Here is a 24148-nt window from a genome sequence, read left to right as displayed (position 1 = left end):
GGCCGGAGCCGCCCCCCGCATGCCTATTCGAAGACCGAGCGCGGGAAGTAGAAGGATACGACCCAGTTCGGCTGGTCGACGATCTCGCTGATGCGCAGGTCGCCGCAGACCGAGCAGAGCATGTAGGCGTCCACCGGGTTGAGGTTCTGCGTCTGGCAGAGGAGGTCGATCATGTTGGAGAGGGCCGCCTTCGCGCCGTCCCACAGGTCCGGGCCGATGCCGGTGGTGACCTCGTATCCCTTGGCATCGAGATGACGGGTCACGGGGCCGGGCGTGGTGAAGCGCGGCATCTTCAGCGGCGTGTCCCGGATGAGGTCGAGCGTCAGCGCGACATTCATCTGGCTTTCGATCGCCGTGCCGCAGACCTCGCCGTCGCCCTGCGCGGCGTGTGTGTCGCCGATGGAGAACAGCGCGCCCTCCACCTCGACCGGCAGGTAGAGCGTGGTCCCGGCGGCAATGTCCCGGATGTCGAGATTGCCGCCGACGCGCCGCGGCGGCACGACGGAATGCAGGCCCTTCTCGGCCGGCGCGACGCCGATGGTGCCGGCAAACGGCTTCAGCGGCACGCGCGCATGCTGGCCGAACAGCGCCGGCTCCAGCGTGGAGGGATTGTAGTTCCACAGCGCCAGCGCCGGCTCCTTGAAATCGTCGGCGAGCAGGCCGAAGCCGGGAATGTTGGCCGTCCAGCCGAAGCCCGATGGCTCGAACTCATGGATGATGACCTTCAGCACGTCGCCGGGCCTGGCCCCATCCACGAAGATGGGGCCGCTGACCGGATTGACCCTGGAGAAATCCATCGTCGACACGTCCGCGACGGTGCTGCCGGGATGATAGTGCCCGGCGCCGCTGTCGAGGCATTCGAATTTCAGCGTCGAGCCCGGAGCCACCGTCTCTGCCGGCTGGAAAGAATTGTCCCAGCCGAAGTGATGGTGCCGGCCATGGATGGTGTACTGGCAGTTATTGCACATCTTTTGCATAGACCTCGTCGTAATTGACCGGGATGTGAACGGGATCGACGAAGATCGCATCCGGGCCGCCGAGGCGCTCGGAGCGCACGGAGAAGCGTTCCTCGTTGAAGATCGGCGCCCAGGGCGCGTCGTCCATGATCTTCAGGTAGATGTCGCGCCACAGCGCCTCGCGCTCCGCCTTTTTGGCGGGGTCGACCATCGCGTCGGCTTCCTGCGCCTTCTTGTCGAGCTCCTCGTTGCAGTACCACGACCAGTTCCAGCCGCCCTGGACCGCGCCGCCGCAGCCGAGGATCGGACCGTAGAAGTTGGACGGGTCCGGGAAGTCGGCGATCCAGCCCATGCCGCCGGACCAGACCATCGGTGCACCGTCCGGCTCGCCGCCGGCCGCGATGACGTTGGCCTGCGCCAGCGACTTGATCGACGCCTTGATGCCGATGGCGGCGAGGTCCTGCTGGATGGCCTGCGCGATGCGCGGCTGCGGATCGGTGTTGGCGACGAACAGCTCGGTCTCGAAGCCGTCCGGAACGCCGGCCTCGGCGAGCAGCGCCTTGGCCTTTTCCGGATCGTAGGGATAGCCCTTGTAGTCTTCCGCATAGCCCGGCATGGAGCGCGGCAGCGGCTGGTTGGCCGGCAGGGCGCGGCCGTTGATGATGCGGACGATGCGGTCCTTGTTGATGGCCATGTTGACGGCCTGGCGCACCTTCACATTGTCGAAGGGCTTGATCTTCACGTTCATGGTGACGTAGCCGGTATGCAGCTGGCCGCCCTGGATGATCAGCTCCTTGAGCTTCGGATCCTGCGTCGCCTCGATGAACTTGGCCGGCGGAATGCCGTCGCCGGGAATGTCGATCTCGCCGTTCTGCAGGCGCAGCAGCGCGACGACCGGCTCCTGGCCGACCTCGAAGTTGATCTGGTCGAGCTTGGGCAGTTCGGGATTGTAATAATCCTTGAAGCGCTCGAAGACGATGCGCTGGCCGAGCGTCCATTCGGCCATCTTGAAGGCGCCGGAGCCGACCGGATGCTTGCCGAAGTCGGCGCCGTATTTCTCGACCTCCTCCTTCGGGACCACATGGGCGAAGTTCAGCGCCAGCACATGCAGGAAGGTCGCGTCGGGACGGCTCAGCTCGAACTTGATCGTATAGGGATCGGTCACGGTGATGCCGGAAAGATGGTCGGCCTTGCCGGCGGATGCTTCCTCGAAGCCGGCGATGGAGCCGAAGAAGCCGGCGCCGGGGCTCTGCGTCGCCGGGTTCACCACGCGCTCGATGGAATACTTGACGTCGTCGGCGGTCAGTTCGCGGCCGTTGTGGAACTTCACGCCCTTGCGCAGGGTGAAGACGAAGGTCTTGCCGTCCTCGGAGATCGTGTAGTCCTCGGCGATTTCCTTGCGCAGGTTGGTGGTGCCCGGCTCGTAGTCCATGAGGCCGTCGAACAGCGACTTGATCATCGACCAGTTCTGCCAGTCGTAGCCGATGGCCGGGTCGAGCGTGGAGACGTCGTCCTTGTAGGTGACGATCATCGAACCGCCCTGCTTGACGGTTTCGGCCATTGCGCCGAGCGGGGCGGCAAGACCAAGCGCAAGCACGGATGCGGCTGCGAGAAGTGTTTTTTTCATGTCTGTCCCTTTCTCTCTGGAGTGTTTTTTCACCGCAGCTTGATGCGCGGGTCGATCAGCGGAGTGATGAGGTCCGCAAGAAGGTTGCCGAGAACGATGGCGAAGGCGGAAACGATGGTGACGCCCATGATGATGGGAATGTCGACGCGCTGGATGGCCTGCCAGGCGAGCTGGCCGATGCCCGGCCAGCCGAACACGCTTTCCACCACCACGATGCCCGACATGAACAGGCCGATATCGATGCCGATCATGGCGATGATCGGCAGGATGGCGTTGGGCATGGCGTGGCGGAAGAGGATCGTCCAGCGGGCGAGGCCCTTGGCGCGGGCAGTGCGGATATAGTCCTGGCGCAGCACGTCGAGGAGCGACGAGCGCATCATGCGCGAATACCAGCCCGCACCGAGCAGGCCGAGCGTCAGCGACGGCAGGACCATGTGCTGGAACGTGCCGTATCCGCCGATCGGGAACCAGCCGAGCTTCACCGCGAAGACGTAGAGCATCAGGATGCCGATGACGAATTGCGGCGCGGAGACGCCGACGAAGGAAAAGATCATCAGCGCGTTGTCCGTGCGGCTGCCGCGCCTTGTGGCGGCGACGACGCCCATGGTGAGGCCGATGACGAGCTCGCTGACGATCGCCCCGGCCATGAGCAGGAGGCTTGCCGGAAGGCGCGACCAGATGAGCGAGGCGACCTCCGTCTTCTGGAGATAGGAGCGCCCGAGATCGCCCTGCACGAGGCCCTTCAGATAGCGCAGATACTGCTCGTAGAAGGGCAGGTTCAGCCCGAGCTGCTCGCGGATGTTCTCCACGGTCTGCGTCGTGGCGCTGCGACCGGCGATCTGGCGCGCCGGATCGGCCGGCACCAGATAGAGCAGGATGAAGGTCACGAAGCTGATGCCGATCAGGATCATCAGCGTCTGGAGCAGCCGGCGGGCGATATAGGCGGGCATCAGTGGTGTCCCTGCTGGGTCGGGTCGAGCACGTCGCGCAGGGCATCGCCGACCAGGTTGAAGGCCAGCGCCAGCAGCAGGATCGCCGCGCCGGGAATGAAGACCAGCCAGGGCGCGCTGGTGAAATAGGTCTGGTTCTCGAAGATGATGTTGCCCCAGGAAGGGGTCGGCGGCTGCACGCCGATGCCGAGGAAGGACAGCGTCGCCTCCAGCAATACCGTGGTGGCGATGCCGAGCGTCGCCCAGACGATCATGGTCGAGAAGAGATGCGGCAGGATATGCTTGAGGATGATGCGCGGCGCGCCCGCACCCATCGCCCGTTCGGCCTCGATGAAGTCGCGCTCGGAGAGCGAGCGGGTCTCCGTGTAGAGCACGCGGGCGATCTGCACCCAGTTGACCATGGCGATCACCATGGCGACGATCCACAGGCTCGGCTTGAAGATGGCGGCCAGCACGATGGCGAGCAAGAGGGCCGGAAAGGCCATCATCAGGTCGGTGAAGCGCATCAGAACGGTCTCGACCCAGCCGCGGAAATAGCCGGCGCAGATGCCGACCGCCGAGCCGATCAGGACGGCGATGCCGTTCGCCACCACGCCGATGATCAGCGAGGTCTGCGCGCCGTAGATCAGGCGCGAGAACAGGTCGCGGCCGACGAGGTCGGTGCCGAACCAGAACTTGCCGTCGGGCGGCAGCGGCGCGCCTTCCAGCGTCAGCCCGTCGAAGAACTGCTCGTTCGGATCGAAGGGCACGATCCACGGCGCGAAGAGCGCCGCCACGACCGTCAGGACGATGACGAAGAGGCCGAATACCGCCAGCCGCCGGCGCAGGATGCGGGCGAACACGCCGCGCTCGGCCTTTTTCCGGTTGCCGGGAAGGGTATCAAGCGCGCTCACGGTCGGGTCCTGCCTGCTGTTCGTTCAGGAAGCGCCGCGCCATGGCCTCGACGCTGACGCGCTCGGTCATCGCGGCAAGGCGCAGCTTCTGGTAGGCCTGCCTGGGGGACATGTTTTCCGCCAGCATCAGGATCGCGGTCGCCTGCGCCACCGCCTCGCGCTGGTCGAGGCTGTCGCGCAGCGCGCCGATCTCCGTCGCCAGCGCATGCCGCCGATGGAAGTTATGCATGGCGATGACCAGCGCGCTGTAGACGCCGGCGCTGCCGATCGGCTTGATGAGCTGCGCATCCGCGCCTTGGCGCAGCGCCCAGTCGATGCGCCCGGGCGCTTCGGAACCGATCAGCGCCACGGTCGGCACCGGCGCCTGCTGCGGCTGCCAGGGGAATTGCCCATCATAGCCCATGTCGACATCGAAGAAGACGATGTTGAAGGGGGAGATGTCGGCATTCTCCGGCACGTCCGGCCAGCACTCCACCGCCTCGACGCCGATGCGCTGCAATTGCTGCGTGATGGCGTCCACATTGGCATGGCGTCGGTGGACGATCAGCGCCGTCCAGTTTTCGAAGGCGCCCCAGGAGGGGAAGGCGAGGGATCGGTCGGTCTTGGTCATTTGACGAGCCTCAGGAAGCCGGGCTGCTGGCCCTCGTTCATGCTGGACTTCAGATGGGTCCGGGCCATGAAGGGGTCCGGCTGGATGGCGCTTTCCGCCAGGTGCACGATATCGAACCCGCCGTCATTGCGCGCCCGCCCGATATGGGCCGGCAGGGCGATATGGTTGGTGCGGGCGTCGACGATGATATCGCCGAGCGGCGTGCTTGTCGCATGCGTCTTGCAGGAGGCAAGCACCGGCTCGATGGCGTCCGTGCCGGCGCGGGCGATCCCGTCCGCGATCAGCAGGATGCTGGAATAGCTCTGGGCGAAGAAGGCCGAGATCCCGCTGCCGGAGTCGTCGCCTTGCGCCTTTTCGAGAAAGGCCCGGTTCGCCTCCCCGGGAAGCGACCGGAAATAACAGCTCACGGTGAAGTTTCCTTCCGCGTCCCCGCCCACTCTTTCCAGCTCGCTTTCGTAGAAATTGCAGCTGAGCACCGGCCGCGCGGTGGCGCGGAAATCGGGGTCGCGCCGGCCGAGGTCGGCATAGGCCTTCAGGAAGGCATAGGAGGATTCGCCGATCAGGTTGTTGAGGATGAAATCCGGCCTCCTGACCTCGATCTCGCGGATGAGATGGCCGATATCCGTGTCGCCGATGGCGACGGCGCGCTCGCTGAGCACCTCGCCGTCCGCCGCATGCAGCATCTCGCGCGCGAGACGGTTGGTTTCCCAGCCCCAGATATAGTTCGAACCGAGCAGGATCGCCCGCTTGCCGAAGCGCGGCATGATGAAGTCGATCAGCGGAACCAGATGCTGGTTGGCGCAGGCCGCGATATAGACGACGCGATCGCTCGCCTCGAAGCCTTCGTAGACGCAAGGGTACCACAGCACCGCATCGCGCTTCTCGACGATCGGAATGACCTCCTTGCGGCTCCACGACGTCGTGCATCCGACGACATGGCGCACGCCATGGCCGGTGACGAGATCGTCGCACAGCGCCGCATAGCGGTCGATATTGCCGCCCGGGTCGGCGGCGACGGGCTTCAGCGCGAACGGCAGGTCCTGCGCATTGACGGCCTCTATCGCGGCGATCGCGCCGCGATAGCCCTCGTATCCCAGCCGCCCGTAGGGACCGGACTGGGAGAACAGCACTCCCACGGAGATGATCTTCTTGCCGCTCGCGACCATGCCTGGAAACCAAACAAAAAAGCCCCGCCGGAACGATCGGTTCCGGAGGGGCCCAAGTGCCAATTAGAATTTTCCGGAAATTACCGAGTTCGTGGCGGATTTGTCAACTTGTTTCCGCCGGCCGCCGCTTTGGGGAATTTCCTTGCGTGCGTGTCGCAGGCGCCGCGGCGCGTTCCTTATGAGGGCATTGGAACTTCTAATTTTCCAGAACCCGTGAAGGTTCCTACCCTGATCCCCGTCAAACAGCGCGTTGGCGCGGAGAAGGAGCTTCACATGAACATGTTTGCGCGGGGGATGCCCAACCAGCTTCTGCGGCTGCAGGAGATGCACAATGGCAGGAAGGTACAGCCGACCTTCTCGGCGGGCGAGATGGAGCGGCGGCAGAATGCGATGCGCCGCATTCTGGAGGAACTGAAGCTCGATGCGGCGATCCTGACCTCGTATCACAACATCTGCTACTTCTCCGATTTCCTTTATTGCTCCTTCGGCCGGCGCTACGCCTTCGTCATCACGCCGGAAAAGGCCACCTCCGTTTCCGCCGGCATCGATGCCGGCCAGCCCTGGCGCCGCACCTTCGGCGACAACATCACCTATACGGACTGGCAGCGCGAAAACTTCTTCCATGCCCTGCAGACGCTCCTGCCGAAGGCTTCGCGTATCGGCATCGAGTTCGACCAGGTCGATCTCGAGCTGCGCCGCCTGCTGGAAGAGGCCTTCCCGAATGTCGAATTCGTCGACATCGGTTCGCCGACCATGTGGCTGCGCACGATCAAGTCGGACGAGGAGATCGCCCTCATCAAGGAAGGCGCAAGGACCGCCGACATCGGCGGGGCCGCCGTCGCGAAGGCGGTGCGCGAGGGCGTGCCGGAATACGAGGTGGCGCTCGCCGGCACGCAGGCCATGGTCCGCCATATCGCGAGCCGCTTCCCCCATGCCGAGCTGATGGATACCTGGGTCTGGTTCCAGTCGGGCATCAACACCGACGGGGCGCACAATCCGGTGACCTCGCGCCGCGTCGAGAAGGGCGACATCCTGTCGCTCAACTGCTTCCCGATGATCGCCGGCTACTATACGGCGCTGGAGCGCACGCTGTTCCTCGACCATGCCAGCGACGAGCACCTGCGCATCTGGGAGATCAACTGCGCGGTGCACCGTCGGGGCCTCGAACTGCTCAAGCCCGGCGCGCGCTGCGGCGACGTGGCGGCCGAGCTCAACGAGATCTACCGCGACCACGGCCTGCTCGGCTACCGCTCCTTCGGCTACGGCCATTCCTTCGGCGTGCTCTCGCATTATTACGGCCGCGAGGCGGGCGTGGAGCTGCGCGAGGACATCAACACGGTGCTCCAGCCGGGCATGGTGGTCTCCATGGAGCCGATGCTGACCATTCCGGACGGCATGCCGGGGGCCGGCGGCTACCGCGAGCACGACATCCTGGTGATGACCGAAGCCGGCAGCGAGAACATCACGGGCTTCCCCTTCGGTCCGGAGCATAATATCCTCCCCGCCTGACCCGTCCGCGGGCAACTTGGAACGGGCCGTCCGATCGGCCCGTTTCCTTTTGGAAGCGGTGCCGCCCCGTGAGAAACATCCCGACCGACCTTCTTCGCACCTTCCTGGCGGTCATCGACCTGCGCAGCCACACGCGCGCCGCCGAACAGCTCGGCCGCACCCAGCCGGCCATCAGCCTGCAGATGAAGAAGCTGCAGGAACTGCTCAACGTTTCCCTCTTCGCCAAGGATGCCAGCGCCCAGCCGACCGAGGCGGGCGAGCTTGTCGCGAGCTATGCCCGGCAGATGCTGGCGCTCAACGACGAGATGGTGCTGCGCCTGTCGCGGCGCGACCAGCACGGCAAGATCCGCCTCGGCATTCCCAACGACTATGCCGATCATTTCCTGCCGAAGCTGATGCCGCGCCTTGCGCGCAGCGGCCACGACTTCCGCTTCGAGGTCGTCTGCGACCTCTCCCATGTCCTGCTGCAGGGCCTGCGCAACGGGCTCTACGACCTCGTCGTGGCGATGACGCCGGACGGGCCGGCGGAAGGCGCGTTCATGACCTGGAAGGAGCCGCTCGCCTGGGTCGGCGACAGCCCGACCTCGCTCGTCACCGACGGCGGCGGCAACCTGCGCATCGTCTGCTATCCGGAAGGCTGTCTCTACAGGCGGGCGATGCTGACGGCGCTGCAGCGCGACGGGCGCGGCTACGATCTCGTCTATACCAGCCCCAGCCTTTCCGGCCTCGAGGCGGCGGTCGGCTCCGGCTTCGGCAACACGGTCCTCGCCCGCCGCATCCTGCCGTCGAAGCTTGCAACGCTCGACGACGCCCTCGGCCTGCCAAGGCTCACGGACGTCGTCGTCGGTATCTATCTGAGCTCGGACCGCAAGCGCTCCGCGGTGGCGGAGAGTTTTGCGGCGCATTTCGCGGATGCGTTCCTCGCCGAGACGCGGGACGGCTGAGGGCAAACCCGCCGCGATCAGGCCCGCCGCACCCGGCGGATGAGGCTCAAGGCCAGGAACAGCGCGATGGAGACGGTGGTGAGCAGGCTCGCCGCCGCCATGATCGTCGGGTTGATCTGGTCGCGGATGCCCGAGAACATCTGCACCGGCAGGGTGCGCTGTTCGGCGCCCGTCAGGAAGAGGGCGACGATCACCTCGTCGAAGGAGACGGCGAAGGCGAGCAGCGCGCCGGAGACGATACCGGGCAGGATCAGCGGCAGCGTGACGGCGAAGAAGACGCTGACGGGTCCCGCGCCGAGGCTTGCGCCGGCCCGCGAGAGGTTGGCGTCATAGGTGGAAAGCGCCGACAGCACCGTGACGACGACGAAGGGAATCGAGAGCGCCGCATGGGCGAGCACCAGCCCGGTGCGCGTATTGGTAAGCCCCAGCGAGCCGAAGAACATGTAGGCCCCGACGGCGACGATGACGACGGGCATGATCATCGGCGAGATCATCAGCGCCATGACCGCCTTTCGCGCCGGAAAGCCCGGCCGGCTGATGCCAAGCGCTGCGAGCGTGCCGAGCAGCGTGGCGAGCGCCGTGCTGCAGGCGGCCGCGACGAGGCTGTTGAAGAGGCTCTGCGTCCAGCGCGCGTTCTCGAAGAAATCCGCATACCAGCGCCAGGAATAGTCCTGGATCGGGAAGGTGAAGAACGGGTCCTTCGAGACGGAAAGCGGGAAGACGACGAAGAGCGGCCCGATCAGGAAGACGAGCACGGCGAAGGCGAAGGCGACGACGGCGAGGCGGCAGAGCCGTTCGCCGCGGGTTGCGTAAGCGGGAAGCCACATTGTTCTCATCCAAGCTTGATGCGCTCCGCGCCGACGAGGCGCAGGAACAGGAGATAGATGGAAAGCGTCATGACGAGGAGCAGGCAGGCGAGCGCGGCGGCCATGCCCCAGTTCAGGTCGCGGTTGATGTAGGTGGCGATGAAGTTGGACATCATCTGGTCGCGCGGGCCGCCGACGAGGGCCGGCGTGATGTAGTAGCCGAGCGACAGGATGAAGGTCATCAGGCAGCCAGCGGCGACACCCGGCAGCGTCTGGGGCGCATAGACCCGCCAGAAGGCGAAGAAGGGCGGTGCGCCGAGCGAGCGCGCCGCCCGCATCTGACCCTCCGGAATGGACTTCATGACGCTGAGGATCGGCAGGATCGTGAAGGGAAGCTGGATATGCGTCATCGCCGTGACGGTGCCGAAGCGGGTCAGCATGAGCTGGAGCTTTTCCGTGGTGAGGCCGAGCGCCAGGAGGATCTGGTTGATCACCCCGTCCGTCTGCAGCAGCACGACCCAGGCGGTGGTGCGCACCAGAAGCGACGTCCAGAGCGGCAGCAGCACGAGGAGCAGCAGGAATCCGGCGATGCGCGACGGCGCCAGCGAGATGACATAGGCCGTGGGAAAGCCGAGGACGAGCGTCGCGGCGGTCACGAGGGCCGCGATCCAGAGCGTGCGCCCGAGAATGTCGAGGAACACCGCTTGGCTCGCCTCCACCCGCTCGATGCCGCCGGAGGCGTCCTGCGCGAGGTCGACGGATGTCAGCAGGTAATAGGGCGTGACGGCGCTGCCGTTGCGCTTGATGATCGCCCAGAGGTCGGGACTGGCCCAGACCGGATCGAGCGCCGCAAATTGCGGGGCGAGGGCGCCATCCTTGAGATTGCCGAGGTGGCGGACCACGGACATGATGCGGCTGCGCATGCCGGCGCTTTCGTAGTTCAGCCGCTTGCCGAGCGATGCGGCGGTGTTGTCCTCCTTCGCGCGGGCAAGGTCGGCGGCAAGCGCGGCGAAGGCCTCTTCGCCCGGCATGGCGCTCCCGTCCCAGCCGTCGAGCGCGGCGACGGTCTGCGGCAGGACGCTGCGGACCTCCGGGTTGCGCACGGCGGTGGTGAGGAAGAGGCCGATCGGCGCGGCGAAGGTGACGACGAGGAAGAGGAGCGCCGGCAGCGCGAGCGCGAATGCGCGAAGGCGGTTCGGCCGCTCGGCCCGGCGCAGGGCCGCGCCGAGGCTGCCCGACGTAGGCGGAATGGCAAGGGACATGGTCTCGGTCATGGCTACCTCGTCAGCGTTCGGCAATCGGCGGCGAAACAGGCCATGCCGATGCGGCTTCCCGGCAGGATCGCCGCGCCCTCGGCGGCCGGCACGGAAGCGACGAGCCGCTCGCTGCCGAAGGCCTCCAGTGTCAGCCGCACCCGATCTCCGAGGAAGGTCCTGTCGAGGACGCGGGCGGGGATACGGTTTTCGGCAGTTTTTCGGTCTGGACTGTCGAGGCCCAGCCGTTCGGGGCGGAGCGAGACCGTGAGGTCCGCGCGCGCCTGGCCGGACGGCCCGGTCGTGAAGAGCCGCGTTCCGTCCGGCATCCGCACGACGCCGAGACCGTTCTCCGTCCCGGCGAATTCGCAGGCAAGCGTGTTGTTGTCGCCGATGAAACCGGCGACGAAGCGGTTTTCCGGCCGGTCGTAGAGCGTCATCGGGTCGGAGAGCTGCTGGATGCGGCCTTCGTGGAAGACCGCGATGCGGTCCGACATGGTGAGCGCTTCCGACTGGTCGTGCGTCACATAGACCATGGTGATGCCGAGCTGCTGCTGGATCCGCCTGATCTCGACCTGCATATGCTCGCGCAATTGCTTGTCGAGCGCGCCGAGCGGCTCGTCCATCAGGATCAACTTCGGCTTGAACACCATGGCGCGGGCGAGCGCGACGCGCTGCTGCTGCCCGCCGGAAAGCTGCACCGGACGGCGTTCGCCAAGGCCGGTGAGCTTGACCATGGAAAGCGCTTCCTCGACCCGGCGCTTTGCCTCCGCTCCCCTGATGCCGCGATAGCGCAATGGAAAGCCGACATTCTCGGCCACCGTCATATGCGGGAAGAGCGCATAGTTCTGGAAGACGAAGCCGATGTCGCGGCGCTCCGGCGGCAGGCGTTCCACGGCCTGCCCTTCGAGCAGGATGCGCCCGCTGGTCGGCTGCTCGAAGCCGCCGAGCATCATCAGCGTCGTCGTCTTGCCGGAGCCGGAAGGACCGAGCATGGTGAGGAATTCGCCCCGCCGCACCGCAAGGTTCAGGTCCTCGACGACGAGCGTGCGCCCGTCATAGGTCTTCTGCACGCGCTCGAAAGCGACCATGGTCTCGCTGGCTGTCGTGATCGGCGGCGCCTCGTCGAGGCGCCCCCTTTCCATCGTCATCGTGTTCATCCGCGCGCTCCTCAGTTGGAAAGCCAGGTGGTGAAGCGCTTGCGGATCTCGTCGCCATGGTCCGCCCAGAAGGCGTTGTCGAGCGTCAGGGAGGTCGTCAGGTTCTGCGGGCTGGTCGGCAGGTTCCTGGCATCGTCGGAGGCCACCTCCGCGGCGGCCGTCGTGCGGACGGGGCCGTAGGGAATGTATTTCGCGATGCCGGCCAGCACCTTCGGCTCGACGGCGAAATGGATGAAGGCGAGCGAGCTCTCCATGTCCTTCGCGCCCTTCGGGATGACCCAGTAGTTGGAATCGAGGATCTGGTTGTCCCAGACGATGCCGAAATGGCGGCCTTCCTTGTTGGCGTTGAAGATGCGCCCGTTCCATGCCGTCGTCATGGTCACCTCGCCCGAGGCGAGGAGCTGCGGGGCCTGCGCGCCCGCTTCCCACCAGACGATCTCCTTCTTGATCGTGTCGAGCTTGGCGAAGGCGCGGTCGAGGCCCTCGGGCGTGGCGAGCGTCGCATAGACGTCCTGCGGGGCGACGCCGTCGGCCAGCAGCGCGAATTCCAGATTGGTCGCCGGGTTCTTCCACAGACCGCGCTTGCCGGGGAAATTTGCAAGATCGAAGAGATCGGCCAGCTTCGTCGGCGGCTTGGCCAGCTTGTCCTCGTCATAGGAAAGGATCGTCGCATAGACGATCGTGCCGACGCCGCAGTCCGACGTCGTGCCGGCGAGCCAGTCCGATTTCGGCCCGATCTTCTCCCAGTCGATCGTTTCGAAAATGCCCTCGTCGCAGCCCTGGAGCAGCGTCGGGGCGTCGACGTCGACGACGTCGATGGTCGTGTTGCCGCTGTCGATCATCGCCTTGATCTTGGCGATCTCGCCGCCGTATTCCTGCTCGGAGACGGGCCTTCCGGTCTCCTCGGCATAGGCGGTGAACACCGCCTTTCGCTGGGCTTCCTGATAGGCGCCGCCGAAACTCATGACGGAAAGCGGCTCGGCGGCCATCGTCGTGCCGAGCGCGAGGCCATAGGCAAGCGTCGTCGCTGCCAGGAACATGCGTGTTCTGAACATGGAAATTCCTCTCTGGAGACAGATCTGATGTACCCGTCACAGCGCCCGTCTTGTTTGCGGGCTATGGGGAAAGCCTATGTTGCGACATGCCGCGGCGCAAATAAGTTGCTGTCATGGGAACATGAGTGCCGCTTATCGGGGCGCGCGCATAAATATGAACTTGAAAGTCATGTTTTTGCTGTCTAGTAGTCGCCCACTTCCGGACTGGTAGCAGGCAGAGCGTGGCCGCTGATCTTGAAAGCATCTATCTCGGCATGCGCCGGTCGCTGATGGCGACGGCCCTCAGGGTCGTCCGCGATCCGCAGATCGCCGAGGACCTTGCCCAGGAAAGCTACCTGCGCGTGCGGCGTGCCATGGAAAAGGGGTCGGTTGAGCATGTGGAGGCGTTCCTCCATCGCACCGCCCACAACCTCGCCCTCGATTACCTGCGCAAGAACAGGACGCGTGGCCATGTCGAAACCATGGATGCCGCGGACCCCTCGGCGCTGGACGTGGCGGACGCCACGCCTTCGGCCGAGGAGCGGATGATCCAGGCCGACCGGCTCCGGCATGTCGAGGACCTGCTCACGCAACTGCCGGACCGGGCGCGGCGCGTCTGGCTCCTCAGCAGGGTGGAAGGATGGTCCTATCCCCGGATCGCTGAGCATCTCGGCGTGTCCCCGAACACCGTCTTCAATGACGTCAAGCTCGTCATGGGCAGTCTGCGGGACCTTTTCAGCCGCCTTGATCGAGGATGAGACCGTGTTGAAGCAAAGCCCCGGCACAGGAAGCCTGCCCGCGACGCACCCCGGACATCGTCTCTGTCCGAGGGTTCGTTGTGAGATCGTGCGGGCTGAAACGTCATCCTGTGGAAGGCCGTGCCAAACGAAGAAGAAGGGATGGGCGCTTTGAGCCTGGAGAAACCCGACCGGAACGTTCCGGGCATCGAGCCGGCAGATGCGGGGTCCGTCGCGGACCAGGCGCTGGACTGGTTCGTCCGCCTGCAGGGGGCCGAGGATCCGGCCGAGCTGGCGGCATTCGGCCGCTGGCGCGGCGAGAGCGCGCAGAACGAGCGGGCCTATGCCGAACTTCTGCGGATCTGGAACCTGCCGGAGGTCGCCGCCGCCTCGCAGAACCTCGCGCGGGCGCAGGGCACGCAGGGTCGCCGGCCCGCTCCCGCAAGCCGCCGGCCGGCACACCGGCCATGGATGAGGACCGTGGCGGCCATGGCCGCCTGTATCGCTCTCGTCGTCGGCGTGCTGGAATATCCCGCGCTCCTGATCCGCTGGCAGGCGGATTACCTGACGGCCGCCGGCGAGCAGAAGGATGTCACTCTGCCGGACGGCTCGCGGATGCTGCTGAACACGGCAAGCGCGGTCGCGCTCGACTTCGAAGACGGCCGGCGCGACGTGCGCGTGCTGGACGGCGAGGCGTGGTTCGACGTCAGGCACGACCCCGCCCACCCCTTCAGGGTCGCCGGGCGCTATGGCGAGGCCGAGGTGAAGGGAACGTCCTTCGCCGTCCGCTCCGGCGATGAAGGCGACCGCGTCGTTCTGGAGCGCGGACGGGTCGACGTCGCCCGCCTGCCGGATCGTGGGCAGGGCGTGGAACTCCGGCCCGGCGAGATGATCGAGGTGGAGGAGGATGCGCTTTCCCCCGTCCGTCCGGCCGACCCCGCGCGCGACCTTGCATGGCGCGAGGGTCGGGTGATCTTCTATTCCAAGCCGTTCGGCGCGGTGATCCGCGAGCTCTCCCGCTATTACGGCGGGCGGGTCATCACGCTGAACGATCGCGCTGTGAATGCGCTGGTCAGCGGCAACTATCGCCTGGACGAAGCCGAGAATGCGATCCGCAGCCTGGCGGAAGTCGTCGGGGCGAAATGGACCCGCCTTCCGGGTGGCGTCATAATCCTTCGATAAATTCTCAAGTTTTTTTGTGAGATCGCCCGGCGGCTTACGTCGAATGGGTATTGGCGGCGGCAGGGGATGCCGCCGCCGCATCCGACGACGTTTGAAGGGGCAGGGAAATGGCGAAAGCCGGCGGTATCGACAAGAGGCATGGCAGCAGGACGACCCGTTGGGCGCTTCTGGCGTCGACGGTATTGGCGAGCGTTGCGATGACGCCCGCCGAGGCGGTCGCCCAGCAGAAGACGAGCCGCGTCTCCATGGAGACCAGGGGCGTCGCCTTCTCCATCCCGGCCCAGCCCCTGCCCGATGCGCTCGATGCCTTCATTCGCGCGGCCGGCTGGCAGGTCGGCTATTCCGCAAGCGCGCTTGCCGGCAAGCGCTCGCAGGCGGTTTCGGGGCAGATGCCGCCCGCCGCGGCGCTGCGGCGGCTGATCGCCGGCAGCGGCCTCTCGGTGCGCATGACCGGTCCGACGACCGCGGCGCTGGTCGATCTTCAGGCGACGGGTACCATCGACGGAGCGGCGGCCGATGCGGACGGATCGACGGTGCTCGAGGCCATCACGATCGACGGCGCCCGCACCGGCAACGGTGCCGACGATCCCTATGTCGCATCGGATTCGAGCGCCTATATCACCGGCGACCAGATCGAGCGCTATCACGGGGCGAGCCCCGCCGATATCCTGAAGGGCGCGCCGGGCGTCTATTCGGGCCAGAGCCGCGCCAGCGGCGGCATCGACGCGAACATCCGCGGCCTGCAGGGCCAGGGCCGCGTTCCCGTCACCGTCGACGGCGCGCAGAATTCGACTGCGATGTACCGGGGCTATCAGGGCATTGCCAATTCGACCTTCATCGATCCCGATTTCATCGGCGGCGTCGCCGTCGAGAAGGGACCGAGCACCAGCGCGACCGGCGCCGGCGCCATCGGCGGCATGGTCAGCATGCGCACGCTGAACGCCGACGACATCATCCCGGAAGGCGAGAATTTCGGCGCGCGCATGAAGATCGAGGGCAGCAGCAACACGACCTCGCCCTGGACGTCCCTGTCGAAGCGCCACCTGGCGCTCTCCGGTGAACGGGACACAGCTGGCTATCTCTGGACGCTGCCGGGAAGCAAGGTGGACCGTCCCGGCCTCTTCGACATCAATTCGGGCTCGGCGAGCCTCGTCCTCGCCGGACGGAGCGAGAATGTCGATATCCTCGGCGGCTTTTCGCGCCGCGTTTCCGGCAATTACCACGCGGGCAGGAACGGCAGCGGCGCGCCGAGCCCGGCGGCATGCGATGATGCCGCCGGCCGCGATTGCGCGCTCGACTGGTACGAGAAGGGCCTGTCGATCTATCTTCCGGGCGAGGAGGTCCTGAACACCTCGCAGGACATCTATTCCGGCCTGCTGAAAGGAACGTTTCGCTTCGGCGACGACCATACGCTGGAACTCGGCTATTCGCTCTACGACAGCACCTTCGGCGAGCAATATGCCACGGAACTGGCGACCGACAGCGACTCGACCTACCAGCGCAATCCCTCCCATATCCGCGTCGATACCCTGACCAGCCGCTACCACTGGGACCCTGAAAGCGACCTCGTCGATCTCAAGTGGAACCTGTGGGGAAGCTGGCTCGACGAGGAGACGCAGGCGGTCGACGGCACGATCACCAAGGAATCGCAGATGCGGGGCACGGACCTGTCGAACACCTCGCGCTTCCAGACGTCCTTCGGCGACATCTCCCTGCAATACGGCCTGTCCTATCTCCACGAGGAGACGCGGCCGCTGGATGTCGGGGGAAATGTCGCGCCGCGGAACGGCGAGCGTTGGGAGGCCTCGGCCTTCACCAATGCGGGCTGGCAGGCGCTCGACTGGCTCAAGCTCGACGGCGGCCTGCGCTACCATCGCTTCGAATCCCGCAACAATGCTCCGGGAAACACCGACCCGGTCCAGACGGACGATGCGCTCGACTATTCGAGCACCCTGACCGTGACGCCGCTCGAAGGCTGGAACGTCTATGGCAGCTACAAGAACGCCGCGCGCCTGCCGTCCCTGTTCGAATCGGCCGGCGGCTTCGCCACGGTCGTCGATCCGAACCTGCGGCCCGAAACCTCGAAAACCTGGGAATTCGGCACGAATCTCACCCGGGAAGGCGTCTTCGACGGCGATGACAGCCTGCGGCTGAAGGTCGGCTATTTCGACAGCACGATCGACGACTACATCAACCGGACGCGGGTCAACAGCACGACCATGCGGATCCGCAATATCGAGCAGGCGAAGTTCTCGGGCGTCGATCTTTCCGCCCGCTACGAGCGCGGCGGCTTCACCGCCGAGCTGGGCGGCTCCTACTACACCAATGTCGAATATTGCGTGACCGTCGCGACTTGCGCGAATTCCTCGCTAGCGAGCGACTATGCCACGAACTACGTTCCGCCGGAATATCAGGTGAACCTGACGCTGACGCAGACCATGCTGGACGAGCGGCTTTCGCTGAGCAGCCGGTTTTCCCATATCGGGCCGCGCGCCGCCGGCGCCCAGGCTCCGGGGCAGGGCGGCGCCAGCCTCATCGCGCAGATTCCGTGGAAGCCCTATACCATCGTCGACGTATGGGCGTCCTACAAGCTGACCGACTATGCGACGCTCAGCCTTGCGGTCGAGAACCTCACGGACGTCTATTATGTCGAGCCGCTGAGCCTGACGCGGGTTCCCTCGCCGGGACGGACGATCCGCGTCAGCCTGACGACCGATCTTTCCGCATCCTCCCTCGAAGGCGCGCTCGGCCTCGACGATGCCGACACCTATGACTGGACCGGTTTCCATGCCGGTCTTCATGCCGGCACGGGGCTGACCAGCTTCCAGATGGCCGATTTCTCCCAGAACGGCATGAACCCGCAGAACTACAGCTTCGGGGACACGTCCGGTTACGCCGCCGGTTTCCAGATGGGCTACGACTACCAGCTCGCCAACAATGTCGTCCTCGGCATCGGCGGCGAGTTCTCCTGGTCGAACACCCACAAGGACATGGTCATCACCGGGATACAGGGCGGGGAGGTCGATACCAACTGGTTCGCCGGCGTGCACGGGCGCATCGGTTATGCCATCGGCGACATCCTGATCTTCGGCAAGGCGGGCTATGCCGTGGCGGACATGGACGGCAAATACAAGCGCGCCCGGCGCATCGCCGGCGAGCTCGTCTGGTCCGAGGCCTCCGACAGCAGCCGCTTCTCCGGCTGGACGGCGGGTGGCGGCATCGAATATGCGCTTTCCGACAAGGTCACCGTCACGGGCGAATACAGCTTCGCCAACCTGACGCATGGCAGCTTCGAGACGCCGGAGCTCAACGGCGTCGCCTATCGATGGAAGGGCAAGCCGCGCATGGACCAGATCAAGCTGGGCGTGAACTACCGGTTCTAGGCGCAGTGAGGCCGCAGCCTGGAAGCTGCGGCCCCTACTGGCCGAAGAACAGCACCGCCGCGATGACCACCGAGGCACCGACGGCCGAAAGCGTTCCTGCCCCCTGAAGCACGCCCATGCGGTAGAGCATGAGGGCAAAGCCGATAATCACCGGGGCCGCGACCATCAGGCCGAACTGCGCGTCGCTCATGAAACCATCCTTTTCTGCCGCCACCATGCCGCGTTCCGCCGGGTCCATCTTTGTGCCTGCGCAAAGAAGGCCGAGGCCCGGCTTGCTAGGGAAAGGCCATGACGGCAGCGAATGATCTCGGCACGGCGGCAACGAAGGTGGAGAGCGGGGAAGCGGATTCCCTGCTTTTATGGATTCTGGTCTGGAGCGAACTCGCCGTCTTCGGGGCGCTGCTCGTCGCCTTCATGGTGTTGACGGTGCTCGATCCGCAAGGGGCGGCGCTGTTTCGCGCCCATCTTCATCCCGGGCTTGCGGCCGCCAACACCATCATACTCGTGCTGAGCGGCTGGCAGGCGGCGCTGGCGGTTCGGCTCAGCGCCGGGGATAGGGCGGCCCGCCGTCCCCTCGTCCTGGCGGCGCTGCTCGGCTTCGCCTTCGCCGCGGTGAAGGCCTTCGAATATAGGCTCGAAGTGAAGGCGGGCGTCGGCGGTCTCGGCACGCTTGCCGAACTCTATTTCCTCGTCACCGGCTTCCACCTGCTGCATGTCGTCTTCGGCGCGGCGGTCCTGCTTCTCGTCGCCCGGCGGCCGTCGCGCGGCAATGTCGTGATGATCGCGACGCTCTGGCACGCGATCGATCTCGTCTGGCTGGTCATGTTCCCCATCATCTATCTGACCTGAGGATTTTCCGATGACCCGACAGGCTCGCGAACAGTTTATCGCCACCCTCGCCATGCTGCTGACGCTCGCCGCCGGCGGCGCCTTCGTCGGCGGGCTTTCGGGCGGGCTGCTGGTGCCGGTCGCGGCCGTGCTCGTCATGGCCTATGCGAAGGGCCGCCTCGTCATCCTCGATTTCATGGAACTGCGGGCAAACCGCGGCTTCATGCGCTCGGCGCTGCTCGCCTGGCCGGCGACGCTGCTGTCCCTCGCGCTCGTGCGCGCCCTCGCCATCAACCTGATCGGCTGACGAACCGCCCCGGTCTTTGCCTATTCGCAAAGAAGGCTTTTCTCCCGCGGCTAGAACCGGAGACGTCCCGCAGGCCGGCGAGGGGATCGCCGGCAACCGATCGGCGGGGTTTTGGCGCCGGGCCTCTCGGGTTCGGCAAGGGAAAGGACCAGGGGATGGCAGAGCGCCTAACCAAGACCGGGGCCCGCAACGTCTTCTATGGCGGGTCCATCTTCTTCTTCACGATCTTCGTGGGGCTTACGGCCCACTCGCACTATTACATGCGCACCACCTCCACGGACGAGGCGACGCTCTCCGACAGCGTCACCCGCGGCAAGCACGTGTGGGAAAAGAACGCCTGTATCAACTGCCACACATTGCTCGGCGAAGGCGCCTATTTCGCGCCCGAGCTCGGCAATGTGTGGAAGCGCTACGGCGGCGCGGAGGACCCGGAGGGTGCGCGCGAGGCCTTCAAGGCCTGGATGGCCGCCCAGCCGAGCGGCGCGGAGGGCCGGCGGCAGATGCCGCAGTTCAACCTCACCGAACAGGAACTCAACGATCTTGCCGACTTCCTCGAATGGACGAGCAGGATCAAGACCCAGAACTGGCCGCCGAACGATGCCGGCTGAGCGACAGGCCTGAGGAGAAAAGACATGAAATATCAAACGCAGAAGGTCGCCATGCTGTATTTCTACGGCGCGCTCGGCCTGTTCCTCGCCCAGGTGGCCTTCGGGGTCCTCGCCGGCACGATCTACGTGCTGCCGAACACGCTCTCCGAGCTCCTGCCCTTCAACATCGTGCGCATGATTCACACCAATGCGCTCGTCGTCTGGCTGCTCATGGGCTTCATGGGCGCGACCTATTACATGATCCCGGAGGAGACCGAGACGGAGCTGTTCAGCCCGAAGCTCGCCGTCCTCCAGTTCTGGCTGTTCTTCGTGGCGGCGGGGCTGACAGTTGTCGGCTACATGTTCCGCATCCATGAGGGGCGCGAATTCCTCGAGCAGACCTTCATCGCCAAGGTCGGCATCGTCGTCGTCGTACTGATGTTCCTCTTCAACATCACCATGACCGCGCTGAAGGGCCGCAAGACCACGGTCATCAACATCCTGCTCTTCGGCCTGTGGGGCCTTGCGCTCTTCTTCCTCTTCGCCTTCTACAACCCGGCGAACCTCGCGCTCGACAAGATGTACTGGTGGTACGTGATCCACCTGTGGGTCGAGGGCGTCTGGGAGCTGATCATGGCCTCCGTGCTCGCCTTCCTGATGATCAAGATCAACGGCATCGACCGCGAGGTCGTGGAAAAGTGGCTCTACGTCATCGTCGGCCTCGCCCTCTTCTCGGGCATCCTCGGCACCGGCCACCACTATTACTGGATCGGCGCGCCGGGCTACTGGCAGTGGATCGGCTCGCTGTTCTCGACGCTGGAAGTGGCGCCCTTCTTCACCATGGTCATCTTCACCTTCGTGATGACCTGGAAAGCCGGCCGCAACCATCCGAACAAGGCGGCGCTGCTCTGGTCGATCGGCTGCTCGGTCATGGCCTTCTTCGGCGCGGGCGTCTGGGGCTTCCTGCACACGCTGTCGTCGGTGAACTACTACAGCCACGGCACGCAGGTCACCGCCGCGCACGGGCACCTCGCCTTCTTCGGCGCCTATGTGATGCTGAATCTCGCCATGATGGCCTATGCCATCCCCGAGATCCGCGGCCGCCAGCCCTACAACCAGTGGCTCTCGATCGCCTCGTTCTGGATCATGTGCACGGCCATGTCGGTGATGACCTTCGCGCTCACCTTCGCGGGCGTCGTGCAGATCCACCTCCAGCGCGTGCTCGGCGAAAGCTTCATGGACGTGCAGGACCAGCTCTCGCTGTTCTACTGGGTCCGCCTCGGCTCGGGCGCCGTCGTCCTCGTCTCGGCGCTGATGTTCATCTGGGCGGTGCTGGTGCCCGGCCGCGAGCGTGCCGACAGCCTCACCCGGATGGTCCAGCCGGCCGAGTGAGCGCTGGCCGGCCCCGTCATCCCGCGGGGCCGGCACATTTTCCTCTATGAATCTGGAGACCGACATGAACGTGATGCTCAAGGCCGCGCGCGCCGACATCCCCGCCTACAGCCCCTCGGGCAACGAATGCGCCCTGTTCGAGACCGCCTGGACGCGCCAGCTTCCGCTGCTCCTGAAAGGCCCGACGGGCTGCGGCAAGACCCGCTTCGTCAGCCATATGGCTGCAAGGCTCGGCCTGCCGCTCTCCACCGTCTCCTGCCATGACGATCTTTCGGCTGCCGACCTCACCGGCCGCTATCTGCTCAAGGGCGGCGATACCGTCTGGGTCGACGGCCCGCTGACCCGCGCCGTGCGCGAGGGGGGCGTCTGCTATCTCGACGAGATCGTCGAGGCCCGCAAGGACGTCGCCGTCGTGCTCCATCCGCTCACCGACGACCGCCGCATCCTGCCGCTGGAGCGCACCGGCGAGGTACTGGATGCCCCCGCCGGCTTCATGCTCGTCGTCTCCTACAATCCCGGCTACCAGAACCTCCTGAAGGCGCTGAAGCCCTCCACGCGCCAGCGCTTTGTCGCCATCGAGTTCGACTTCCTGCCGAAGGCGGCCGAGATCGCCGTCGTCGCCACCGAAAGCGGGCTGGACGAGGCGCGCGTCGCCCCGCTCGTCGCGCTCGCCCACCGGCTGCGCGCCCTCAAGGGCCACGATCTGGAGGAGGGCGTCTCCACGCGCCTTCTCGTCTATTGCGCCTGCCTCATCGACAGCGGCATGACGATGCGCGAGGCGGTGCGCGCCGCGATGATCGAACCGCTCACCGACGAGCCGGACGTGCGGGCCGCACTTCTCGAAATCGCCGATGCGATGATCCGCTGAGGCCGCCATGCTGGATTTCCTGGAGCTGGAGGAAACCGTCGGCCGGGCCTGGCACAGGCTCGTCGGCAACACCGCCACATGGCAACGCCATCCGGACCATGCCGTCCGGCTGGAGGAGGTCCGGCCCGTGCTCGCCGTCTGCTTCCGCGGCTTCGGCGGGGAGGGCGCGGTGCAGATCGCGCCGGCGCGCGGGCGCACCTCGACGCACCGCCTGCGGCTGCGCCAGCGCGTGGGGCTCGGCGAGGAGAAGCTGGTGCAGCCCGGCCGCGACCACGCGACGCTGATGCTGCCCGGCGAGATCGCCCTCTTCGCCGACCGCGGCCTCAACCGCGGCCTCTATGTCTGGCTCGCCGCCGCCATGGCCGTCATGCCTCTGGACCAGGTGACGCATGCCGACCCGCTCCAGCGCGACCTTGCGATCCTGGCGCGGGCGGAGGCGACGGCGAAGGCGGTGCTTGCCGCCTTTCCGGGCCTTGCCCGGCGCTATTGCCGGCTTTGCGCCGCGACGCTTGCAGCGCGCCGAAGCCGGCCGCTGCCGTCCATCGAACGCCATGTCGAGAACCGCATCCTCGGCCTGCTGAAGAAGGGCGCGGGGCTTGCCGACGACACGCTGCCGGTCATCTTCCCCCACCGTGCCCCGCCCGGCTACCTGCCCATGCTGCCGGTGCCGCTCTGGCCGGATGCGCTCGCCCGCGAGGACGGCGAGGGAAGGGGAGAGGACGACCAGCCGGCAAGCGGCGGCGATCCACAGGCCGCCGAGACCGGCCGGCATGTGGCTGAGCGCGAGAAGGCGGAGAACCGCAAGAGCGAGCGCAGCCCCTTCATTCTCAACCGCTTCGAGAAGATCCTCGCCATGGCCGAGATGGTCAATGTCGACCGCCCCGGCGACGACAGCGACGACCATGACGCCTCGGCCGCCGACGAGCTGGACGACATGACGCTCGGCGAGCGCAAGGGAAGGCCCGCCGCCCGCTTCCACTTCGACCTCGACCTGCCGCCGGAGGCGCTCGACCGCACCCGGCTGACCGGCGAACATACCTATCCCGAATGGGACTACCGCACGGCGACCTACCTGCCGGACCATTGCCGCGTGCTCGCCTCGCCTGCGCCGGACACCGCCGCCGTGCCGGAGGCCGGTGCCGATACCAGGAGCCTCATCCGCCGCGTGCGCCGGCAGTTCGAGGTGCTGCGGCCGCGGCACGAGATGCTGCGCGCACAACTCGACGGGGCGGAACTCGACCTCGACGCCGTGGTCAGGGCGCGCAGCGACCTTGCCGCCGGCGGGCAGGGCAGCGACCGGATCCACCTGATGAGCCGGCCGCAGGCGCACGACCTCGCCGTCACCATCCTCGTCGACGTGTCGCTCTCCACCGACGCCTGGTTCGACAACCGGCGGGTGCTGGATGTCGAGAAGGAGGCGCTGACGGTGCTCGCCCACGGCCTTGCCGCCTGCGGCGACCGTCACTCGATCCTCACCTTCACCTCGCGCCGCCGCTCCTGGGTGCGCGTCGAGACGGTGAAGGATTTCGGCGAGCCGATGGGCCATGGCGTGGAGGCGCGCATCGCGGCGCTGAAGCCGGGCTTCTATACCCGCATCGGCCCGGCGATCCGCCATGCGGCGGCAAAGCTCCGCGAGCAACCGAACCGCCGGAAGCTCCTCCTCGTCCTCACTGACGGCAAGCCGAACGACGTGGACCACTACGAGGGCCGCTTCGCGCTGGAGGACAGCCGCCGCGCCGTCACGGAGGCGCGCCGTACCGGCGTCAGCGTGTTCGGGGTGACGGTCGACCGGGAGGCGCAGGCCTATGTGCCGGCCATGTTCGGCCGCAACGGCTATGCCATCGTCAGCAATATCGCCAGGCTGCCCGCGGCGCTGCCGGCGATCTATCGCGGTCTTGTGGGATAGAGGACGCAGGACCAGCGCGGAAAGGCCCGGCATGCCGCACCATGCCGGGC

22 protein-coding genes are annotated in these 24148 nt (G+C 66.1%); 11 read left to right on the top strand and 11 right to left on the bottom strand.

Features of this window, described 5'->3' with window-relative positions; all coding sequences use genetic code 11:
• Positions 1-23: 23 nt before the first annotated feature.
• The 6 genes from ACZ48C_RS23425 to ACZ48C_RS23400 are packed head-to-tail and all read right to left on the bottom strand — an operon-like array spanning position 24 to position 6202.
• Entirely contained in the window at positions 24-968 is a 945-nt protein-coding gene (locus ACZ48C_RS23425; RefSeq protein ID WP_464783980.1) for an acetamidase/formamidase family protein, read from the bottom strand.
• On the bottom strand, positions 958-2583 hold the full coding sequence (locus tag ACZ48C_RS23420; RefSeq protein ID WP_464783154.1) for an ABC transporter substrate-binding protein: 1626 nt from the start codon (positions 2581-2583) through the stop codon (positions 958-960). The genes ACZ48C_RS23425 and ACZ48C_RS23420 overlap by 11 nt, the downstream gene beginning before the upstream one ends.
• 29 nt (positions 2584-2612) lie before the next feature.
• Positions 2613-3533 carry an ABC transporter permease gene (locus tag ACZ48C_RS23415; RefSeq protein WP_464783153.1) on the bottom strand — a complete coding sequence of 307 codons (921 nt, stop codon included), beginning with the start codon at positions 3531-3533 and terminating at the stop codon, positions 2613-2615.
• On the bottom strand, positions 3533-4426 hold the full coding sequence (locus ACZ48C_RS23410; RefSeq protein ID WP_464783152.1) for an ABC transporter permease: 894 nt from the start codon (positions 4424-4426) through the stop codon (positions 3533-3535). Before ACZ48C_RS23410 ends, ACZ48C_RS23415 begins: the two co-directional genes overlap by 1 nt.
• Entirely contained in the window at positions 4413-5036 is a 624-nt protein-coding gene (locus tag ACZ48C_RS23405) for an ANTAR domain-containing response regulator (protein ID WP_119255395.1), read from the bottom strand. The genes ACZ48C_RS23410 and ACZ48C_RS23405 overlap by 14 nt, the downstream gene beginning before the upstream one ends.
• Positions 5033-6202 carry a transporter substrate-binding domain-containing protein gene (locus tag ACZ48C_RS23400; RefSeq protein ID WP_464783151.1) on the bottom strand — a complete coding sequence of 390 codons (1170 nt, stop codon included), beginning with the start codon at positions 6200-6202 and terminating at the stop codon, positions 5033-5035. The genes ACZ48C_RS23405 and ACZ48C_RS23400 overlap by 4 nt, the downstream gene beginning before the upstream one ends.
• A 294-nt stretch (positions 6203-6496) precedes the next feature.
• Between ACZ48C_RS23400 and ACZ48C_RS23395 the strand changes: the two genes are divergently transcribed.
• On the top strand, positions 6497-7711 hold the full coding sequence (locus tag ACZ48C_RS23395) for a M24 family metallopeptidase (RefSeq protein ID WP_464783979.1): 1215 nt from the start codon (positions 6497-6499) through the stop codon (positions 7709-7711).
• Between the two features lie 68 nt (positions 7712-7779).
• On the top strand, positions 7780-8655 hold the full coding sequence (locus tag ACZ48C_RS23390) for a LysR family transcriptional regulator (RefSeq protein WP_119255393.1): 876 nt from the start codon (positions 7780-7782) through the stop codon (positions 8653-8655).
• A 17-nt stretch (positions 8656-8672) separates the two neighbouring features.
• On the opposite strand, the gene ACZ48C_RS23385 is transcribed toward ACZ48C_RS23390, so the two are convergent.
• Genes ACZ48C_RS23385 through ACZ48C_RS23370 form a run of 4 tightly spaced genes read right to left on the bottom strand, consistent with a single transcriptional unit; the run spans position 8673 to position 12929 of the window.
• Positions 8673-9482, bottom strand: a complete 810-nt coding sequence (locus tag ACZ48C_RS23385; protein ID WP_415215352.1) for an ABC transporter permease — start codon at positions 9480-9482, stop codon at positions 8673-8675.
• A gap of 5 nt (positions 9483-9487) precedes the next feature.
• Positions 9488-10735: an ABC transporter permease gene (locus ACZ48C_RS23380; protein WP_464783150.1), complete on the bottom strand. Its 1248-nt coding sequence runs from the start codon at positions 10733-10735 to the stop codon at positions 9488-9490.
• Positions 10736-10737: 2 nt separating this feature from the next.
• Complete coding sequence (locus tag ACZ48C_RS23375) at positions 10738-11874, bottom strand: ABC transporter ATP-binding protein (RefSeq protein ID WP_464783149.1); 1137 nt, start codon at positions 11872-11874, stop codon at positions 10738-10740.
• Positions 11875-11885: 11 nt separating this feature from the next.
• Complete coding sequence (locus ACZ48C_RS23370) at positions 11886-12929, bottom strand: ABC transporter substrate-binding protein (protein ID WP_464783148.1); 1044 nt, start codon at positions 12927-12929, stop codon at positions 11886-11888.
• Between the two features lie 221 nt (positions 12930-13150).
• Between ACZ48C_RS23370 and ACZ48C_RS23365 the strand changes: the two genes are divergently transcribed.
• The 3 genes from ACZ48C_RS23365 (at position 13151) to ACZ48C_RS23355 (ending at position 18210) form a co-directional block, all read left to right on the top strand.
• Positions 13151-13666, top strand: a complete 516-nt coding sequence (locus tag ACZ48C_RS23365; protein WP_464783147.1) for an RNA polymerase sigma factor — start codon at positions 13151-13153, stop codon at positions 13664-13666.
• Positions 13667-13807: 141 nt separating this feature from the next.
• Positions 13808-14827: a FecR family protein gene (locus ACZ48C_RS23360; protein WP_464783146.1), complete on the top strand. Its 1020-nt coding sequence runs from the start codon at positions 13808-13810 to the stop codon at positions 14825-14827.
• Between the two features lie 107 nt (positions 14828-14934).
• Entirely contained in the window at positions 14935-18210 is a 3276-nt protein-coding gene (locus ACZ48C_RS23355) for a TonB-dependent receptor domain-containing protein (protein WP_464783145.1), read from the top strand.
• Between the two features lie 34 nt (positions 18211-18244).
• On the opposite strand, the gene ACZ48C_RS23350 is transcribed toward ACZ48C_RS23355, so the two are convergent.
• A complete protein-coding gene (locus ACZ48C_RS23350; RefSeq protein ID WP_162911266.1) occupies positions 18245-18400 on the bottom strand; it encodes a hypothetical protein in 156 nt (51 codons plus the stop codon).
• A 98-nt stretch (positions 18401-18498) separates the two neighbouring features.
• On the opposite strand from ACZ48C_RS23350, the gene ACZ48C_RS23345 reads away from it, so the two are divergent.
• The 6 genes from ACZ48C_RS23345 to ACZ48C_RS23320 all read left to right on the top strand — a co-directional run bounded on the left by ACZ48C_RS23345 (position 18499) and on the right by ACZ48C_RS23320 (position 24098).
• Positions 18499-19059, top strand: a complete 561-nt coding sequence (locus ACZ48C_RS23345) for a cytochrome c oxidase subunit 3 (protein ID WP_464783144.1) — start codon at positions 18499-18501, stop codon at positions 19057-19059.
• A 10-nt stretch (positions 19060-19069) separates the two neighbouring features.
• The gene (locus tag ACZ48C_RS23340; RefSeq protein ID WP_318913158.1) at positions 19070-19345 is read left to right on the top strand and encodes a cytochrome C oxidase subunit IV family protein; all 276 of its coding nucleotides are present in this window, start codon (positions 19070-19072) and stop codon (positions 19343-19345) included.
• Positions 19346-19500: 155 nt separating this feature from the next.
• A complete protein-coding gene (locus ACZ48C_RS23335) occupies positions 19501-19953 on the top strand; it encodes a c-type cytochrome (RefSeq protein WP_119255383.1) in 453 nt (150 codons plus the stop codon).
• 24 nt (positions 19954-19977) lie between these two features.
• The gene (locus tag ACZ48C_RS23330) at positions 19978-21324 is read left to right on the top strand and encodes a cbb3-type cytochrome c oxidase subunit I (RefSeq protein WP_464783143.1); all 1347 of its coding nucleotides are present in this window, start codon (positions 19978-19980) and stop codon (positions 21322-21324) included.
• Positions 21325-21388: 64 nt separating this feature from the next.
• Complete coding sequence (locus ACZ48C_RS23325) at positions 21389-22192, top strand: AAA family ATPase (RefSeq protein ID WP_464783142.1); 804 nt, start codon at positions 21389-21391, stop codon at positions 22190-22192.
• A gap of 7 nt (positions 22193-22199) precedes the next feature.
• On the top strand, positions 22200-24098 hold the full coding sequence (locus tag ACZ48C_RS23320) for a nitric oxide reductase activation protein NorD (RefSeq protein WP_464783141.1): 1899 nt from the start codon (positions 22200-22202) through the stop codon (positions 24096-24098).
• Positions 24099-24148: the final 50 nt, after the last annotated feature.

It is taken from the genome of Shinella sp. 1A1 (assembly GCF_055379515.1).
Note: the sequence above shows the minus strand (reverse complement) of the source record. Positions and strands in the feature narration are given on the sequence as shown.